This window comes from Streptomyces coffeae (assembly GCF_016741875.1).
Classification (GTDB): domain Bacteria; phylum Actinomycetota; class Actinomycetes; order Streptomycetales; family Streptomycetaceae; genus Streptomyces; species Streptomyces coffeae.
The window spans coordinates 106,089-123,043 of record NZ_JAERRF010000023.1 but is presented as its reverse complement, the minus strand read 5'-3'; the positions used below and the strand labels follow the sequence as shown (position 1 = coordinate 123,043).

14 protein-coding genes are annotated in these 16,955 nt (G+C 72.5%); 7 read left to right on the top strand and 7 right to left on the bottom strand.

Annotated elements, in window-relative coordinates; all coding sequences use genetic code 11:
• Positions 1-8: 8 nt before the first annotated feature.
• The 4 genes from JK363_RS30720 to JK363_RS30705 are packed head-to-tail and all read right to left on the bottom strand — an operon-like array spanning position 9 to position 4,453.
• Entirely contained in the window at positions 9-800 is a 792-nt protein-coding gene (locus JK363_RS30720; RefSeq protein WP_201880055.1) for a CDP-alcohol phosphatidyltransferase family protein, read from the bottom strand.
• Positions 766-1,839: an iron-containing alcohol dehydrogenase family protein gene (locus JK363_RS30715; RefSeq protein WP_201880052.1), complete on the bottom strand. Its 1,074-nt coding sequence runs from the start codon at positions 1,837-1,839 to the stop codon at positions 766-768. The genes JK363_RS30720 and JK363_RS30715 overlap by 35 nt, the downstream gene beginning before the upstream one ends.
• On the bottom strand, positions 1,827-2,579 hold the full coding sequence (locus JK363_RS30710) for a phosphocholine cytidylyltransferase family protein (protein ID WP_201880050.1): 753 nt from the start codon (positions 2,577-2,579) through the stop codon (positions 1,827-1,829). The genes JK363_RS30715 and JK363_RS30710 overlap by 13 nt, the downstream gene beginning before the upstream one ends.
• Positions 2,576-4,453 carry a DUF5941 domain-containing protein gene (locus tag JK363_RS30705; protein WP_201880114.1) on the bottom strand — a complete coding sequence of 626 codons (1,878 nt, stop codon included), beginning with the start codon at positions 4,451-4,453 and terminating at the stop codon, positions 2,576-2,578. The genes JK363_RS30710 and JK363_RS30705 overlap by 4 nt, the downstream gene beginning before the upstream one ends.
• A 268-nt stretch (positions 4,454-4,721) precedes the next feature.
• On the opposite strand from JK363_RS30705, the gene galE reads away from it, so the two are divergent.
• The 3 genes from galE to idi all read left to right on the top strand — a co-directional run bounded on the left by galE (position 4,722) and on the right by idi (position 7,395).
• Positions 4,722-5,705 carry a UDP-glucose 4-epimerase GalE gene (galE, locus tag JK363_RS30700; protein ID WP_201880047.1) on the top strand — a complete coding sequence of 328 codons (984 nt, stop codon included), beginning with the start codon at positions 4,722-4,724 and terminating at the stop codon, positions 5,703-5,705.
• A gap of 90 nt (positions 5,706-5,795) precedes the next feature.
• Positions 5,796-6,719, top strand: a complete 924-nt coding sequence (locus JK363_RS30695) for a cation diffusion facilitator family transporter (RefSeq protein WP_201880045.1) — start codon at positions 5,796-5,798, stop codon at positions 6,717-6,719.
• Positions 6,720-6,783: 64 nt separating this feature from the next.
• On the top strand, positions 6,784-7,395 hold the full coding sequence (gene idi / locus JK363_RS30690) for an isopentenyl-diphosphate Delta-isomerase (protein ID WP_201880043.1): 612 nt from the start codon (positions 6,784-6,786) through the stop codon (positions 7,393-7,395).
• Here the strand turns inward: idi and JK363_RS30685 are convergent.
• A complete protein-coding gene (locus JK363_RS30685; RefSeq protein WP_201880041.1) occupies positions 7,370-7,876 on the bottom strand; it encodes an ATP-binding protein in 507 nt (168 codons plus the stop codon). The genes idi and JK363_RS30685 overlap by 26 nt on opposite strands.
• Positions 7,877-8,143: 267 nt before the next feature.
• Here JK363_RS30685 and JK363_RS30680 point away from each other — a divergent pair, with 267 nt between their 5' ends.
• The 3 genes from JK363_RS30680 to JK363_RS30670 all read left to right on the top strand — a co-directional run bounded on the left by JK363_RS30680 (position 8,144) and on the right by JK363_RS30670 (position 12,577).
• Positions 8,144-8,905: an enoyl-CoA hydratase/isomerase family protein gene (locus JK363_RS30680; protein ID WP_201880038.1), complete on the top strand. Its 762-nt coding sequence runs from the start codon at positions 8,144-8,146 to the stop codon at positions 8,903-8,905.
• 65 nt (positions 8,906-8,970) lie between these two features.
• A complete protein-coding gene (locus JK363_RS30675) occupies positions 8,971-9,834 on the top strand; it encodes an SCO6745 family protein (RefSeq protein WP_201880035.1) in 864 nt (287 codons plus the stop codon).
• Between the two features lie 325 nt (positions 9,835-10,159).
• A complete protein-coding gene (locus JK363_RS30670) occupies positions 10,160-12,577 on the top strand; it encodes a Tex family protein (protein WP_201880032.1) in 2,418 nt (805 codons plus the stop codon).
• An 81-nt stretch (positions 12,578-12,658) separates the two neighbouring features.
• Here the strand turns inward: JK363_RS30670 and JK363_RS30665 are convergent, their stop codons facing one another.
• Together JK363_RS30665 and JK363_RS30660 are read right to left on the bottom strand one after the other, a co-directional pair.
• On the bottom strand, positions 12,659-14,296 hold the full coding sequence (locus JK363_RS30665) for an ABC-F family ATP-binding cassette domain-containing protein (RefSeq protein ID WP_201880028.1): 1,638 nt from the start codon (positions 14,294-14,296) through the stop codon (positions 12,659-12,661).
• 254 nt (positions 14,297-14,550) lie between these two features.
• The gene (locus tag JK363_RS30660) at positions 14,551-15,591 is read right to left on the bottom strand and encodes an oxidoreductase (protein ID WP_201880026.1); all 1,041 of its coding nucleotides are present in this window, start codon (positions 15,589-15,591) and stop codon (positions 14,551-14,553) included.
• A 159-nt stretch (positions 15,592-15,750) separates the two neighbouring features.
• On the opposite strand from JK363_RS30660, the gene JK363_RS30655 reads away from it, so the two are divergent.
• Positions 15,751-16,698, top strand: coding sequence for an FAD-dependent oxidoreductase (locus tag JK363_RS30655; RefSeq protein WP_201880023.1), 948 nt, complete (start codon positions 15,751-15,753; stop codon positions 16,696-16,698).
• Positions 16,699-16,955: the final 257 nt, after the last annotated feature.

Genomic DNA, 16,955 nt, shown 5'->3' with positions numbered 1-16,955 from the left:
GGCGCCGCTCACTTGAGCCTGCTCGACGCGAGGATGGACACGAGATGAAGAAGGGTTTGCAGGATGGCGATACCCGCCAGTACGGCAACGCCCAGACGGGTGAAGAACAGGTCGCCGCGCACCTGGTCCGCGACCGCGGCCGCGAGGATGAGCAGCGACGCCTCGACCCCGAGGACCAGCCGGTGGAACTTCAGCGCCGCGGCCGCCTTGCGGGCCAGCGCCATACCGGACGAGCGCGGCTCGGAGGCCGCCTCCTTGACCGGCGGAAGACCACCCTGGTGCCGGGCGACACCGACGAGGTCGGTCTCGGCCTTGATCAGGATGGCACCGAGCGCGGCGAGGGTGCCGAGGAAGGCCCACAGCCAGTCGATCCGCCCGGAGCCCCACAGGTCGGCGGCGCGCAGACCGAAGCCGACGAGCACCGCGGCGTCGCACAGGTAGGCGCCGACGCGGTCCAGATACACACCGCTCAGCGAGAACTGCTTCTTCCAACGGGCTATCTCGCCGTCGACGCAGTCCAGCAGCAGATAGAGCTGAACCATCAGTACCCCGAGCACGGCGCCCGCCACCCCGGGCACCAGCAGGGCCGGGGCGGCGAGGACGCCGAAGACGGTCATCAGATAGGTCAGCTGGTTGGGCGTGACCCGCGTGTTCACCAGGTACCGGTCGCAGCGCAGCGAGATCTCGCGCATGTAGAGGCGCCCGGCCCAGTGCTCACCGCTCCGCCGGTCCTTCACCCCAGCGGGGTGAACGACCGGGCGGAGTTCATCCACTGATGGCTTGACTGACTGCTTTGGCATAGTCGGCGTATGCGTCCCTGATCGCGTCGGATGAGAGGTCGAGGTGCTCGAGGATGGTGTACCGCCCGGGGCGGGTCTTCGGAGCGAACTCCACCACCTGCACGAACTCGTCGACGGTGAAGCCGATCTCCTCGGGCAGCACCGGCAGTCCGTGCCGGTGCAGCACCTCGGCCATGAACACCGACTCCTCGTGCGCGCCGCGCAGATGCATCGCGAACGCGCCGCCCAGTCCGCACTGTTCGCCGTGGCTCGCCGCGCGCTTGGGGAAGAGGAGGTCGAAGGCGTGGTTGATCTCGTGGCAGGCACCGGACGCCGGACGGGAGTCCCCCGCGACCGACATGGAGATACCGGTGAGCACCAGACCCTCGGCCAGCACCTGGAGGAAGCCGTCGTCGCCGACGCCGCCCGGGTGGCGCAGTACGGCCTCGCCCGCCTGGCGCGCCATCGCGGCCGCGAGGCCGTCGATCTGCTCGCCGGTCTCGCGGTTGGACAGCTCCCAGTCCGCGACCGCGGAGATGTTGGACAGGGCGTCGCCGATACCGGAGCGGACGAAGCGGACGGGCGCCTCACGGATCACATCGAGGTCGATGACCACGGCGATCGGGTTGGGCACCCCGTACGAGCCGCGGCCGGCGTCGTTGTCGAGGGTCGCGACCGGGGAGCACAGACCGTCGTGCGAGAGGTTGGTGGCGACGGCGACCAGCGGGAGGCCGATCCGCGCCGCGGCGAACTTCGCACAGTCGATGATCTTGCCGCCACCGAGCCCCACGACCGCGTCGTAGTGGCCGGACTTCATGGCGTCGGCGAGCTTGATCGCGTCGTCCAGGGTGCCGCCGCCGACCTCGTACCAGCTCGCGCCCGGCAGGGCCGGGGCCAGCCGCTCACGCAGTACGGCGCCGGAGCCGCCGCTGATCGCGACGGCCAGCTTGCCGGAGGACGAGATCCGCTGGTCCGCCAGGACGCCCGCGAGGTCGTCCAGCGCGCCCCGGCGGATGTCGACGACGAGCGGCGAGGGGATGAGCCTCGTCAGTACTGGCACGCGATGTCACGGCCCTTCGCCAGATCGTCATGGTTGTCGATCTCGACCCACTTGACGTCGCCGATGGGGGCCACGTCGATCTTGAAGCCGCGGTTGACCAGCTCCTGGTAACCGTCCTCGTAGTAGAGGTCGGGGTCGCGCTCGAAGGTGGTCTTCAGCGCGTCGGCCAGATCGGCGGCGGCGTCGCCCTCGATCAGGGTGACGCCGATGTACTCACCGGTCGCCTCGGCCGGGTCCATCAGCTTGGTGATCTTCTGGACGCCCTTGGCGGGGTCCACGACGACCTTCATCTCCTCGTCGGCGAGCTGCTTCACCGTGTCCAGCGCGAGGATGATCTTCTGGCCGTTGCCGCGCGCGGCGAGCAGGGTCTTCTCGACGGAGACCGGGTGCACGGTGTCGCCGTTGGCGAGGATCACCGAGTGCTTGATGGCGTCACGGGCGCACCAGAGGGAGTAGGCGTTGTTCCACTCCTCGGCCTTGTCGTTGTCGATCAGGGTGAGCTTGAGGCCGTACCGCTCCTCCAGGGCCTCCTTGCGCTCGTACACGGCCTCCTTGCGGTAGCCGACGACGATCGCGACCTCGGTCAGACCGATCTCCGCGAAGTTGCCGAGGGTCAGATCGAGGACGGTCGTCTCGCCTTCCTTCCCTTCGGGTCCTACGGGCACCAGGGCCTTGGGGAGGGTGTCGGTGTAGGGGCGCAGACGCCGTCCAGCGCCGGCCGCCAGCACGAGGCCGATCATGCGGGTTCTCCTGTTTCGTCGTGTACAGCGGGTGCTCCGGAGGACACCCAGAAGCGGATGCTCTCGATGAGCACCGCCAGCGCGAGGGCCGCCGCGAGTGCGGTCAGCGCGATGGTGAAACCGTGGTTCTGGTCATGCAGCAGGGCGGCGGCGAACGTTACCGCCAGGATCCGCCCCTCGTGCCCGCCGATCGCCCGCACCAGCCAGTGCGGCGGCGCTCCGGTGCCGCCGCGGATGCGGTACACCGTGTCGTAGTGATGGTAGGCGACGGCGGCAACCAGCCCGAAAGCCGCCGGCAAGGCGCCGTTCACCTCCGAGCGGGCGGCCAGGACCAGGATGGTGCCGTATTCGGCGGCACGGAAGACCGGCGGCACCAGCCAGTCCAGCGGGCCGGTGAGACGCGCGGCCACGGCCAGGCCCGCGCAGAGCGCGTACCCGCCGGCCGCGGCCACCGGCAGCCAGCCGCTGGGGGCGGCCGCGGCGCAGGACACCAGCAGCGCGGCCCCGAGGGCGGCGAACAGCGGCGCCAGGAAGCCGCGCGGGCGGCGGGCCGCCGCCTTGGCGATCAGTTCGGCGATCGGGCCTGAGTCGGCCAGCTCGGCGAGGGCGCGCGCCGCGCGCTCGGTGCGCTCGGCGCGGCGGGTGAGCGAACGCAGCACCCGGCCCGCGGTGGTGTAGCAGGCGGCCAGCGCACAGCCGGCGATCAGGACCCAGAAGGTGATGCGGGGGGTGGTGCACGCGGTGAGCACGGCGATCATCGCCCAGCGCTCACCGATCGGCAGCACGATCATCCGGCGCAGCCAGACCGTCCAGCCGACGCTGTCGAGGCGGTCGGAGAGGGCTGCGGTGGGGCTGGTGTTGCCGGTGGCGTCGTGGTTGGCCTCGTTGAAGGAGAAGTCCACCACATGGCGGCAGGTCTGAAGGACCATCGCGCCCAGGGCGAGCGCCCATACATCGTCATGGCCGCCGCCGCGGGCGGCGCCGAGGGCGAGCCCCGCGTAGTACGCGTACTCCTTGGCCCGGTCGAACGTCGCGTCCAGCCAGGCGCCGAGCGTGGAGTACTGGAGCGAGTAGCGGGCCAGCTGGCCGTCGGTGCAGTCGAGGACGAACGAGGCGATCAGCAGCACCCCGGCCGCGATGAACCCGGGCCGGGTGCCGGTGGCCGCGCAGCCCGCCGCGATGAGGGCGGTGAGCAGGGAGGCGGTGGTGACCTGATTGGGGGTCAGTCCGCGCCGAGCGCACCAGCGGGCGATGTAGCGGGAGTAGGGGCTGATGCAGAAGGTGGTGAAGAAGCCGTCCCGCGACTTCACCGCGGTGCGCAGCCGGACGCGCTCGTCGTCCACCGCGTCCACGGCGTCCCGGGTCCGGGCGCGCTCCAGAGCGTCCCCGGGTACGGCGGCGACGAGCACACCGAGCTCGGGGCGGTGCGGGGTGATGCCGTCGGCGCCGAGCGCGATGGCGAGGTCATCGGGCAGCACCGCGCCGGTGGCCGGTGTCACACCGGCGTCCCGCACGTCATGAATCTCACCGTCGGCGGGGGCCGGGCCGGGGGCCGCGGGCTCCAGGGCCGGGGCGGGCGTGGCAGCCGTCACCGCGCGGGTCAGCGCGGTACGGGCCTCGGCCTGGACGCCGAGCGCGCCGGGCACGGCGGCGGCGGGGAAGCGGGGGTCGGTCAGCGCCAGGCGCAGCGCGTGGACGTGGCCCATGAAGCGGGCGTCGACGAGGGCGACCCGCTCGCGCACCGGGACGGCGGCGAGCTCCGCCGCCACTCCGGCCGCGTCGGTCGCCCTGCGCACGTCGAAGCCCAGCGACCGCAGGTCGTCCTCGAGGGACGAACCCGCGACCGGATCACCGGTGAGAATCGCGGTCGACAGACGAACTCACTCCTTGGCAGCTGACATGGTGGCCGTGCCGTCTGACACAGGCCGGGGCCCTCCGGGCAACGGGCATCGCACGCCCCGGCCCCGGGTGGGGCGGGCGGCACGTCGGCAGAGGCTATCGGATCGAGGGAAGCGCCCGTTCACCGCACATTCATCGCCCGATCGGGGGAACGACCGCTTCCCCCCGCCGTCGATCATCATGGTGGATGGCGGCTGTCCGCGACAAACGCCCGGCCCCGGCGGCGGTGGATAGGGTGCGGTCATGACATGGCTGATCACAGGTGGTGCCGGATATATCGGGTCGCATGTTGTGCGGGCCATGGCCGAGGCGGGTGAGCCGGTGGCCGTGCTCGACGACCTGTCGAGCGGCGTCCGGGACCGGCTGCCCGCCGAGGTGCCCCTGGTGCACGGGTCCACGCTCGACCGTGAGCTGCTGGACACCACGTTCGCCGAGCTCGAGGTGACCGGAGTGGTGCATCTCGCGGCGAAGAAGCAGGTCGGGGAGTCCGTGGAGCAGCCGCTGCGCTACTACCGGGAAAATGTGCACGGACTCACGGAGCTGCTGGAGGCGGTGGTCGCGGCCGGGATCCGCAACTTCCTCTTCTCCTCCTCCGCCGCGGTCTACGGCATGCCGGATGTGGAACTGGTCACCGAGGACCTGCCCGGTGCGCCGATGAACCCGTACGGGGAGACCAAGCTGGCCGGAGAGTGGCTGGTCAGAGCGGTGGGCCAGGCGCATGCGCTGTCCACTGCCTGTCTGCGCTACTTCAATGTGGCGGGTGCCACCCGGCCCGAGCTGGCGGACACCGGGGTGTTCAACATCATCCCGATGATGTTCGAGCGGATCACCCATGGCGAGGCCCCGCGGATCTTCGGCGATGACTACGCCACCCCCGACGGCACCTGCATCCGTGACTACATCCATGTCGAGGATCTGGCCTCGGCCCATCTGGCGGTGGCCCGGCGGCTGTCCGCCCAGCCGGAGCCCGGCGATCTGACCGTGAACATCGGCACCGGTCAGGGGGTCTCGGTGCGCGAGATGGCCGATCTGATCGGTGAGATCTCCGGCCATCCGGAGCTCAGCCCGGTGGTGGAGCCGCGCCGGGCGGGTGATCCGGCCCGGGTCGTGGGATCCACCGAGCTGATCGCCAAGGAGCTGGGCTGGAGCGCCCGGCACGGGGTCCGCGCGATGGTGGAGTCGGCATGGGAAGGGTGGTGTCTGCACCACCCCGAGGCGCGCGGCTGACCCGTGCGGCGCGGCTGACCGTCGGTCCCGCCCGCGGCCGTAGTTCACTGGTGAAAAGGGACCGCGGCGCGGGAGGAGGGCCGTCGACACATGGGCGCGGGTCACGACCACGGCCGCGGCCTCGCCACCGCGGGCGCCGCCCACCGGTGGCGGCTGCGGATCGCGCTGGCCATCACCCTGGCGGTGCTGGCCGTGGAGGTCGTCGGCGGGCTGCTCGCGGACTCGCTCGCGCTGCTGGCGGACGCCGGGCACATGGCGACGGACGCGCTCGGTCTGGCGATGGCGCTGCTGGCGATCCACTTCGCGGGCCGTCCGCCGAGCGCGCGGCGTACGTACGGCTATGCCCGCGCGGAGATCTTGGCCGCGCTCGGCAACTGTCTGCTGCTGTTCGGTGTCGGCGGTTACATCCTGTACGAGGCGGTGCTGCGGTTTCTGCACCCCGTGCCCACCGACGGCGGGCTGACGATCGTCTTCGGCGCCATCGGCCTGGCCGCGAACGCGGTGTCGCTGGCGCTGCTGCTCGGCGGACAGCGGGAGAGTCTGAACGTCCGCGGCGCGTATCTGGAGGTGCTGGCGGACGCGCTGGGTTCGGTGGCGGTCCTGGTCTCGGCCGGGATCATCCTGGCCACGGGCTGGCGGACGGCCGATCCGATCGCCTCACTGCTGATCGCGTTCATGATCGTCCCACGTACCGTCGCACTGTTGCGGGAGACCCTGAACGTCCTGCTGGAGGCGGCGCCGCGGGATGTCGACATGGACGCGGTCCGCGCCCATATCCTCGCCCTCCCCGGTGTCGAGGGGCTGCACGATCTCCATGTCTGGACGATCACCTCGGGGATGCCGGTGCTCTCCGCCCATGTGGTGGTCGACCGGAGGGCGCTGGGCGCGGTGGGCCACGAGAACATGCTGCATGCGCTCCAGGGCTGTCTGGGGCAGCATTTCGACGTCGGGCACTGCACGTTCCAGCTGGAACCGGGTGGGCATGCTGACCACGAAGCCAAGCTGTGCCACTGACACGATCTTGAGGCACGGATGCGGCAGACTTGGACGCTCACGAGTCGGAACTACGAGGATGGTCATGCCGATCACACCGCCCAACGGCCGCTCCGCCGAGACCGCAGCGCCCCCCGCGCCGAGCGGTTCCGCCGACCCGATCATGCTCGAGTTGGTCGACGAGGACGGCACGACGATCGGCACCGCGGAGAAGCTCTCCGCGCATCTGCCCCCGGGGCGGCTGCACCGGGCGTTCTCGGTCTTCCTCTTCGACGAGGCCGGGCGGCTGCTGTTGCAGCGGCGGGCGCTGGGCAAGTACCACTCCCCCGGTGTCTGGTCCAACACCTGCTGCGGCCACCCCTACCCCGGTGAGCCGCCGTTCGTGGCGGCGGCCCGGCGCACCGGTGAGGAGCTGGGCATCGCGCCCGTGCTGCTGCGCGAGGCGGGCACGGTCCGCTACAACCACCCGGATCCGGCCTCCGGCCTGGTCGAGCAGGAGTACAACCACCTCTTCGCGGGGCTGGTCCGGGCGGCTCCCCGCCCGGATCCGCTGGAGATCGGCGAGACCGCCTTCGTCACCCCGGATCAGCTGGCGCGGCTGCGCGCGGACCATCCGTTCTCGGCTTGGTTCCCGACCGTGCTGGACGCGGCCCGTCCGGCGATCCGCGAGCTCACCGGGGCGGCCGCGGGCTGGTAGCGGCCCCGGCGCCGAGCAGCGGCAGGGCGGCCCAGACCGCCTTGCCGCCGTCGGCGGTGTGGTCCACGTCGTAGATCCCGCCCGCCTCCTCGGCGATCGCCTGGACCAGCAGCAGTCCGCGCCCGCCGGTGCCGCCCTGGTCCGCCACGAGCGCCACCGGGCGGTACGGATGGTTGTCCTCGACGGCGACGCGGACCCAGTCCTGGCCGATGGACACCTCGACGGCGATCTCCGGTGAGAGCAGCGCGGCATGCCGGACCGCGTTGGTGACCAGCTCGGAGACGATCAGCAGCAGATCGGGCATCAGCTCGCCGTGGGTGGGTACCCGCTGACGGGTCAGCAGATCGCGCACCGCGTGCCGGGCCTGCGGCACGGAGGAGTCGAGGGCCGGGGCCGTGAACCGCCACACCCCGTCGTAGACGGGGGGTCTGTGCGGTGGCGCATGTCCCGGCTCCGAAGGGACTCTTCCGACGATCTCCATGTCCGATACCCACCCATCGCCACGGCCCGACCACCACTCCCGTCGAGTGTTGGGAATGCTTTGGTACGGACCGGCGAACTGACCAGAAGTTAACGTCTATCGACCGGTTTTGATCGTTGGCGTATGCCAGCGTCACACGAAGGATCGTTCCCGCCCAGCTGAGGGGCCACCCTGGTGAACATCCCTCAACCGGGCAACGAAGCCGGTGTGCGGGCGGCGCCGGTACGCCCCCCTGGGCCGGGCGCCGGCCCGGATACGATCCGCCGCATGGAGCCCTGTCTGCACCACCGCGTCGCCGACGGCATAGCGACCGTCGTCATCAGCAACCCCGCCAAGCGCAATGCGATGAGCCCCGGCATGTGGCACGCCCTGCCCCCGCTGCTGACCCGGCTCGCCGCCGACCCGGACGTCCGGGCGCTGGTGCTCACCGGCGACGGGGACACCTTCTGCGCGGGCGCCGACATCGGCGCGCTGGGCACGACCTTCGAGGAGACCACCGGGGCCGCGCTGCCCGCCGAGGAGGCCCTCGCCGCCTTCCCGAAGCCGACCCTCGCCGCCGTGCGCGGCTCCTGCGTGGGCGGCGGCTGTCAGCTCGCGGCCGCCTGCGATCTGCGGTTCGCGGAGGAGGGCGCGCGGTTCGGGATCACCCCGGCCAAGCTGGGGATCGTCTACGCCCCCGGCTCCACCCGGCGGCTGGTGGAGCTGGTCGGACCGGCGACCGCGAAGTACCTGCTGTTCTCCGGCGAACTGATCGGCACCGAGCGGGCGCTGCGCACCGGGCTGGTGGACGAGGTGCTTCCGGTGGGCGGTCTGGACAAGCGGGTGGCGGAGTTCGCCCAGGTGCTGATCTCACGTTCGCAGCTCACCCAGGCGGCGGCGAAGGAGTTCGCGGCCCCCGGTCCGGTGGCTCCGGAGCGGGTGGCGTACTGGCGGGAGCAGGCACGGACGAGCGGTGAGGCCGAGGAGGGCGTGGCCGCGTTCCTCGGCCGCCGCGCGCCCCGTTTCCGCTGGATGCCCCCGGCGGAATGAAGCGGGCATCCACCGGGTGAAATCGGGCCTTCCGGCTCCCCTTACCTGCGGGTAACGTGCGGCACATGACCTCATTGCCCGAGCGTGCCGCACGCCGCTGCCACTCCGTCGTCAACCCGCTCCACTCGGCCGTCTACTTCGCCCCGGACTACGGCCACGAACTCGCCCGGCTGGGCATGGAGGATCGCGGGGCGGTCTACTTCGTGGGCCGCGCGGCGGCGTTCGGCCGGGTCGGCGCGGGAACCGTCACCGCCACCTTCTACAACTTCAAGCACGAGCTGATCGCCCGTCATCTCCCCAAGATATGGGACGTGATCTCCCCCGAGGCCGCCCTGGAGGCCCGGCTGCGCGCGGCCGACTCGGTGCTGCGGCGAGTGCTCGGCGACGAGGCCGTCGCGTCCAAGGAGATGGCCGAGGCGGCGGAGCTGGCCCTGCGCGCCACGGAGGCGTGCTCACGCGCCGCACGCCCCCTGTACTCCGCGCACGCCGATCTGGCCACCCCGGACGCCCCGCATCTGGCGTTCTGGCACGCCGCCACACTGCTGCGCGAGCACCGCGGCGACAGCCATCTGATGACCCTGGTCGGCGCCGGGCTCGACGGGCTGGAGGCGCTGGCCAGCCATACGGCGACCGGCAAGGGCATGGCCCCCCAGTGGATCCTGCGCACCCGCGGCTGGACCGAGGAGGAGTGGACGGCGGCCCAGGCCCGGCTGCGCGAGCGGGGTCTGCTGACCGCCGACAACGAGCTGACGGACGCGGGCACGCAGCTGCGCGCCGCGCTGGAGGACGAGACGGACCGCCTGGACGCGGCGCCGTACGAGCACCTGGGCGCGGCGGGGGTGGCCCGGCTGACCGAGCTGGCCGGGGCCTTCACCACGACCGCCCTGGAGCGCGGCGCCTTCCCGGCCGACCTCCTCGGCAAGCGCTGACCCACCCGCGAGCGGCGGACGCCCCGGCCGCCCACGACGCTCCGGTCGTGGGCGGCCGGGGTTTGTCGTGAGCCGGGGTTTGCGGTGAGCCGGGGTTTGCCGTGCGCGGTCCGGGATACCCGGGGACCGTGCGCGATCGGTCGCCCGGAACCGGGTGCTCAACCGCGCGCCGCGCACGCCGGCGAGTGCCCGTGCTCCGCGTGCGTACGGCGCCCGGCTGCGGCCGCCGATCCCCCGCCCCGCCGTAATCCCTCGGCCGCGACCGCTTCGTCGGTGCCACCTGCCACAATGCAGAGGCAGTGCAGACCGAAAGCGGAGCGTGATCGTGACGACGTCCATCGAAGGCAGGATCGCCGAGGAACTCGGCGTACGGGAACGGCAGGTCAAGGCCGCCGTCGAGCTGCTCGACGGCGGCTCCACCGTGCCGTTCATCGCGCGCTACCGCAAGGAAGCGACGGAGATGCTCGACGACGCGCAGCTGCGTTCCCTCGAGGAGCGGCTGCGCTATCTGCGGGAGCTGGAGGAGCGGCGCGCCGCGATCCTCGAATCGGTGCGGTCCCAGGGCAAGCTGGACGAGGCCCTGGAGGCGCAGATCCGCGGCGCCGACTCCAAGGCGCGGCTGGAGGACATCTACCTCCCGTTCAAGCCCAAGCGCCGCACCAAGGCGCAGATCGCGCGGGAGGCGGGTCTGGAGCCGCTGGCCGACGGGCTGCTGGGCGATCCGTCCGTGGAGCCCACCGCCGCCGCGGCCGCCTTCGTGGACGCCGAGAAGGGTGTCGCGGACCCCGCCGCCGCGCTGGAGGGCGCGCGGGCCATCCTCACCGAGCGGTTCGGAGAGGACGCGGACCTCATCGGTGAGTTGCGCGAGCGGATGTGGGAGCGCGGCCGGGTCGCCACCAAGGTGCGGGAGGGCAAGGAGGAGGCGGGCGCCAAGTTCGCCGACTACTTCGACTTCGCCGAGCCGTTCACCGAGTTGCCCTCGCACCGGGTGCTGGCGATGTTCCGCGGTGAGAAGGAGGAGGTCCTCGACCTCGCGCTGGAGCCCGCCGCGCCGGGTGACGAGCCGGAGGACGGCCGCACCTCGTACGAGCAGGCCATCGCCGCGCGCTTCGGTGTCGCGGACCGCGGCCGGCCGGCCGACGCGTGGCTGCTCGACACGGTCCGCTGGGCCTGGCGCACCCGGGTCCTGGTCCACCTCGGTATCGATCTGCGGCTGCGGCTGCGGCAGGCCGCGGAAGACGAGGCGGTGCGCGTCTTCGCCGCCAATCTGCGCGATCTGCTGCTCGCCGCCCCGGCGGGCACCCGCGCCACGATGGGCCTGGACCCCGGCTTCCGCACAGGTGTGAAGGTGGCCGTCGTGGACGCCACCGGCAAGGTCGCCGCCACCGACACCATCTACCCGCATGTGCCGCGCAACCAGTGGGACGAGGCCCTGGACAAGCTGGCCCGGCTGGCGCGTCAGCACGGCGTCGAGTTGGTCGCGATCGGCAATGGCACCGCCTCCCGCGAGACCGACAAGCTGGCGGGCGAGCTGTGCGCCAAGCACCCCGAGCTGAAGCTCACCAAGGTCATGGTCTCGGAGGCGGGCGCCTCGGTGTACTCGGCCTCGGCCTTCGCCTCCCAGGAGCTGCCGGACCTCGATGTCTCGCTGCGCGGCGCGGTCTCCATCGCCCGCCGTCTCCAGGACCCGCTGGCCGAGCTGGTGAAGATCGACCCCAAGTCGATCGGGGTCGGCCAGTACCAGCACGACCTGTCCGAGGTGAAGCTCTCCCGCTCGCTGGACGCGGTGGTCGAGGACTGTGTGAACGGCGTCGGAGTGGACGTCAACACGGCCTCCGCCCCGCTGCTCAGCCGGGTCTCCGGGATCGGCGCCGGGCTCGCGGAGAACATCGTCGCCCACCGCGACACCAACGGCCCCTTCCGCAGCCGTACCGCCCTCAAGGACGTGTCCCGGCTCGGTCCGAAGGCATACGAGCAGTGCGCGGGCTTCCTGCGGATCCGCGGCGGCGACGACCCGCTGGACGCCTCCAGCGTGCACCCCGAGGCGTATCCGGTGGTGCGCCGGATGGTCGGCTCGGCGGGCGGCGAGGTGACCTCGCTGATCGGCAACACCGCGGTGCTGCGGGGCCTGCGCCCGGACGACTTCGTGGACGACGCCTTCGGTCTGCCCACGGTCACGGACATCCTCAAGGAGCTGGAGAAGCCGGGCCGCGACCCGCGACCGGCGTTCAAGACGGCCACGTTCAAGGAGGGTGTCGAGAAGATCGGCGACCTCTCGGCGGGGATGGTCCTGGAGGGCGTCGTCACCAACGTGGCCGCGTTCGGGGCGTTCGTGGACGTCGGCGTCCACCAGGACGGTCTGGTGCATGTGTCCGCGATGTCGAAGACATTCGTCAAGGACCCGCGGGACGTGGTGAAGCCGGGGGACATCGTGCGCGTGAAGGTCCTGGACGTGGACATCCCGCGCAAGCGGATCTCGCTGACGCTGCGGCTGGACGACGAGGCGCAGTCCGGCGGTGGCCGACAGGGCGGCGGACGCGGCGAAGGCCAGCGCGGCGGCGGCCGTGGGGACGGCCGACAGGGCGGCGGACGCGGCGAGGGCGGCCAGGGCCGCCGTCAGGACCGGCCGCGCCGGGGCGCACCGCAGCAGCGCCAGGGCGGCAACCGCGGCGGCGCACCGGTCAACGGCGCGATGGCCGACGCGCTGCGGCGAGCGGGTCTGCTGGGCCCGGACGGCAAGTGACATGTGGGCGGCGGGGTTTCCTCCCCGCCGCCCATGGCTTGTCCGTCGGCCGCCGGGCGGGGCATGCGAGTTCGCCCGGGTTCAGCGCTCCGTCACGCGTCCCGCCGCGACCTCCACGCGGCGCGTGACCCGCACCGCGTTCAGCATCCGGCGGTCGTGGGTGACCAGCAGCAGCGTGCCCTCGTACGACGCGAGGGCCGACTCGAGCTGTTCGATCGCCGGGAGGTCGAGGTGGTTCGTGGGCTCGTCCAGGACCAGGAGGTTCACACCGCGGGCCTGGAGCAGGGCCAGCGCCGAACGTGTCCGCTCCCCCGGGGACAGCGTGGAGGCAGGCCGCAGCACATGGGCCGCCTTCAGCCCGAACTTGGCCAGCAGGGTCCGTACGGCCGCGGGCTCCAGCTCCGGCACCGCCGCGCCGAACGCGTCCAGCAGCGATTCCCCGCCGTAGAACAGCGCACGGGCCTGGTCGACCTCGCCGACCACCACGCCCGGACCGAGCGCCGCCGCCCCCGCGTCCAGCGGAAGCCGACCGAGCAGGGCGGCCAGCAGGGTCGACTTGCCGGAGCCGTTCGCCCCCGTCACCGCGACCCGGTCCGCCCAGTCGACCTGGAGGTCGACCGGGCCGAAGTGGAAGTCGCCGCGCCGCACTTCGGCGCCGCGCAGGGTCGCCACGACCGCGCCCGCGCGCGGCGCCGCGGCGATCTCCATCCGCAGTTCCCACTCCTTGCGCGGCTCATCGACCGCCTCCAGGCGCTCGATGAGCCGGTCGGTCTGACGCGCCTTCGCCGCCTGCTTCTCGGTGGCCTCGACGCGGGCGTTCCGCCCGATCTTGTCGCCGTCGGGCGCCTTGCGGCGGGCGTTCTTGACGCCCTTCTCCATCCAGGCGCGCTGGGTGCGGGCCCGTGCCTCCAGCGTGGCGCGGGTGTCCGCGTACTCCTCGTAGCGCTCGCGGGCATGCCGCCGGGCGGTCTCGCGCTCCTCCAGATAGGCCGCGTAACCACCGCCGTAGAGGTTCACCTGCTGCTGGGCGAGGTCGAGTTCCAGGACCTTGTCGACGGTGCGGGTGAGGAATTCGCGGTCGTGGCTGACCAGCACCGTCCCGGCGCGCAGCCCGGTGACAAAGCTCTCCAGCCGGCCCAGTCCGTCGAGGTCGAGGTCGTTCGTCGGCTCGTCGAGCAGAAAGACGTCGTACCGGCTGAGCAGCAGCGAGGCGAGTCCGGCACGGGCGGCCTGCCCGCCCGAGAGGGCGGTCATGGGCCGGTCCAGGGAGATGTCGAGGCCCAGCGAGGCGGCGACCTCGTCCGCGCGCTCGTCGAGGTCGGCGGCACCGAGCCCGAGCCAGCGCTCGAGGGCGACAGCGTACGCGTCATCCGCGCCGGGCGCGCCGTCGACCAGTGCCTTGGTGGCGGCATCGAGTTCGGCCTGCGCGGCGGCGACCCCGGTACGGCGGGCCAGGAAGGCCCGTACGGTCTCCTCGGGGCGCCGCTCGGGCTCCTGCGGCAGATGACCCAGGGTCGCATGCGGCGGGCTGAGCCGCACCGCGCCGCCCTCGGGGTCGGTCAGCCCGGCCAGCAGCCGCAGCAGGGTGGACTTCCCGGCGCCGTTGACCCCGACGAGGCCGATGACATCACCGGGGGCGACGACGAGGTCGAGACCGGAGAAGAGGGTGCGGTCGCCGTGGCCCGCGGCGAGGTCCTTGGCGACGAGGGTGGCAGTCACAAACGGCGATCCTAATCGCCGAGCCGGGGGCGTCGCCGCCGGGTTTTCCGCCCCCCGGCGCGGCGGGACCGCCTGAGCGGCCTCGCTGAAGTCCGGTGCGGTTCGGGTGCGCCCCGCAGGGGCGCGGGGCTGTGTCGATATGCGGCTCCGCCGCGGCTGTGTCGATGTGCGGCTCCGCCGCGTGGGCGACCAGCCACGACGCAGACGCAGCCGCAGACGCATGACGGCACCTCGCGGCACTTCCCGCGGAGCGCTTAGCGCGCCACAGGGGTCACCAGCACCGCGTCCCGGGTACGGGCGACGACGTACGCCTCGCCGCGCACGGCGCGGGCGTCCAGGGTGAGGCGATGGGTGCCCGGACCCAGCGGGCCGTCGAACACCTCACGCGTCCGCGGACGGGAGAAACGGTCCAGGCGGTGGGCCTCCAGCCGGACCCGGCACGGGGATGCCACCTCGATGACGGCCTCGGTGCCCGACGCATGCAGACCGGTGAGCCTGCGGCGGTCGAACGGCCTGCGGTCCAGGGCTTGTTCCACCTGGGCGACCAGCAGCGGGACGATGGGCGCGAGCCCCGTCAGGAAGACCACGTCAGCCCGCGCCGCCGCGCAGGCGTCCCGCACCGCGTCGCGTTGGTCCCGGCCCACCGCGCGGCCGAAGACCACCGCACCGTACTTGCGCAGCTCGTCCGGATGCGCCCCCGCCGCGTCGAGGGTGATCTCGGCGCCGATGCCGATGCGCCGCAGTGCGGCGGCCAGCTTGGCGAGGACCGCGGCGCGGCGGCCGACGAGCAGTGCCCGGGGTGCCGGACGGCTGTCCGGGCCGTCGTCGGTGAGCAGCCGCTTCAGCTCGGTGCGGTACTGGTCGCCGTGGAAGCGGTAGGGGCCGACGCCATGGAAGCCGTCGCGTTCGACGTCGGGGGCGGTGTGGTCCGTCTGCCAGGCGAAGTCCCGCCAGACCACGTCCGGCCCGTCCCGCTCGATGACGGCGGTGACCGCTCCGCACTCCAGGCCCTCGCACTCCGGACAGCCGTAGATCACGAACCGGCCGCCGTCGAGCGGCGGGTCCGTGTCCAGCAGCAGTCCGCGGACCTGCCCGGTGAAGACGGCGGGGTCGAGGTCGGAGGTGAGCGGCGAGACGGCGTCGAGGTCGTCGAAGTCGTCGAGGCACGACAGCAGCGAGCTGCCGTCCACGGTGAAGTCCAGGAAATCACGGTGCATTTGATACGCGCCGTCGGCCGGGACACCGCCGGGGCGTACGGCCGGTGTCAGTCCGAAGGTCACGTACTCGGAGGTCATGGCCCAAGTATTCACTCATCGGCGCATGGACACCGCGACTCGCCTGTAGCGGCTGATCAGGGATATATCCGGAGTAGGGAGTTATGGGGAGGAGACGCGCGGGACGCGGCGGGACACGGTCTGGCGCCGGACCCCCACCCCGGAGATAGCCTCCGGGGCATGCCATGCGACGCGATTGTCATCGGCGCTGGGGTCATCGGCCTGACCAGCGCCATCGTGCTGGCCGAGGGTGGCCGCCGGGTAGCGGTGTGGAGCCGCGACCCGGCCGGGCGCACCACCTCGGCGGTGGCCGGGGGGCTGTGGTGGCCGTACCGCATCGAGCCGGAGGAGCAGGTGGCCGCCTGGTCCGTCGACGCGCTGCATACATTCACCGAGTTGGCCGCCCGGCCGGAGGAGACCGGGGTCCGGCTGGCCGAGGGGACACAGGCAGGGCTCGCCGTGGAGGAGCTGGGGACCTGGGCGGCGGAGGTGCCGGGGCTGCGCCCGGCGCGTCCCGACGAGCTGCCGGAGGGCTTCTCGGTGGGGCTGCGGGCGCGTGTTCCGCTGGTCGACATGCCGACATATCTCGGTTATCTGGGGCGCCGTCTGGAGGCGGCGGGCGGCACGGTCGAGCAGCGCACCGTGACCTCCCTGGCCGAGGCCGGACGCGCGGCCCCGCTGGTGGTCAACTGCACGGGCCTGGGCGCGCGGGAGCTGGTGCCGGACACCGGGGTGCACCCGGTGCAGGGGCAGCTGGTGGTCGTGGAGAACCCGGGGGTCGAGGAGTGGCTGGTGGCCGCGGACGACAACTCCCCGGACACGCTGTACGCCCTGCCGCAGCCGTACGGGCTGGTGCTCGGCGGCACCGCACGCGAGAACGCCCGGGGCCTGGAGCCGGACCCGGCGACGGCCGAGGCGATCGTCGCCCGCTGCGCCCGTGTGCATCCGCGGGTGGCGGACGCGCAGGTGCTGGCCCACCGGGTGGGCCTGCGCCCGGCGCGCTCCCGAGTACGGCTGGAGAGCGAGCAACTGCCCGACGGGGCCCGCGTCGTGCACAACTACGGACACGGCGGCGCGGGCGTCACCGTGTCCTGGGGCTGTGCCCACGAGGTGGCCCGTCTGGCCTGACCGGGGCAGACTACGCCCTGCCGCCGGAACGGCGGGGGTCGTGCAACGTCCCCCGCCACAGCCCGCCCCGCCGGGCCGCGGCCACGACCGGACTACGCCCGTGGACGGGCAACCAGGTCCCCGCCACCAGCCCGACGGAGCGGCACCCGGCCGCCCTGACCGGTCGGGCGGCGCCGTCCCGCTGGAACGGCGGAGGACGTGGCCCCCGCCGAGCCGCCGTCGGCGTCAACCGGCCGGTGGTGGGCGAGGCATGCGTA

Bases quoted from the DNA above. Each gene is read 5' to 3' on its own strand.
- JK363_RS30675 (WP_201880035.1), top strand. From the start codon at position 8,971: ATGACCTCATTGCCCGAGCGTGCCGCACGCCGCTGCCACTCCGTCGTC.
- galE (WP_201880047.1), top strand. From the start codon at position 4,722: ATGACATGGCTGATCACAGGTGGTGCCGGATATATCGGGTCGCATGTT.
- JK363_RS30710 (WP_201880050.1), bottom strand. From the start codon at position 2,579: ATGATCGGCCTCGTGCTGGCGGCCGGCGCTGGACGGCGTCTGCGCCCC.
- JK363_RS30720 (WP_201880055.1), bottom strand. From the start codon at position 800: ATGCCAAAGCAGTCAGTCAAGCCATCAGTGGATGAACTCCGCCCGGTC.
- JK363_RS30695 (WP_201880045.1), top strand. From the start codon at position 5,796: ATGGGCGCGGGTCACGACCACGGCCGCGGCCTCGCCACCGCGGGCGCC.
- idi (WP_201880043.1), top strand. From the start codon at position 6,784: ATGCCGATCACACCGCCCAACGGCCGCTCCGCCGAGACCGCAGCGCCC.
- JK363_RS30680 (WP_201880038.1), top strand. From the start codon at position 8,144: ATGGAGCCCTGTCTGCACCACCGCGTCGCCGACGGCATAGCGACCGTC.
- JK363_RS30655 (WP_201880023.1), top strand. From the start codon at position 15,751: ATGCCATGCGACGCGATTGTCATCGGCGCTGGGGTCATCGGCCTGACC.
- JK363_RS30660 (WP_201880026.1), bottom strand. From the start codon at position 15,591: ATGACCTCCGAGTACGTGACCTTCGGACTGACACCGGCCGTACGCCCC.
- JK363_RS30685 (WP_201880041.1), bottom strand. From the start codon at position 7,876: ATGGAGATCGTCGGAAGAGTCCCTTCGGAGCCGGGACATGCGCCACCG.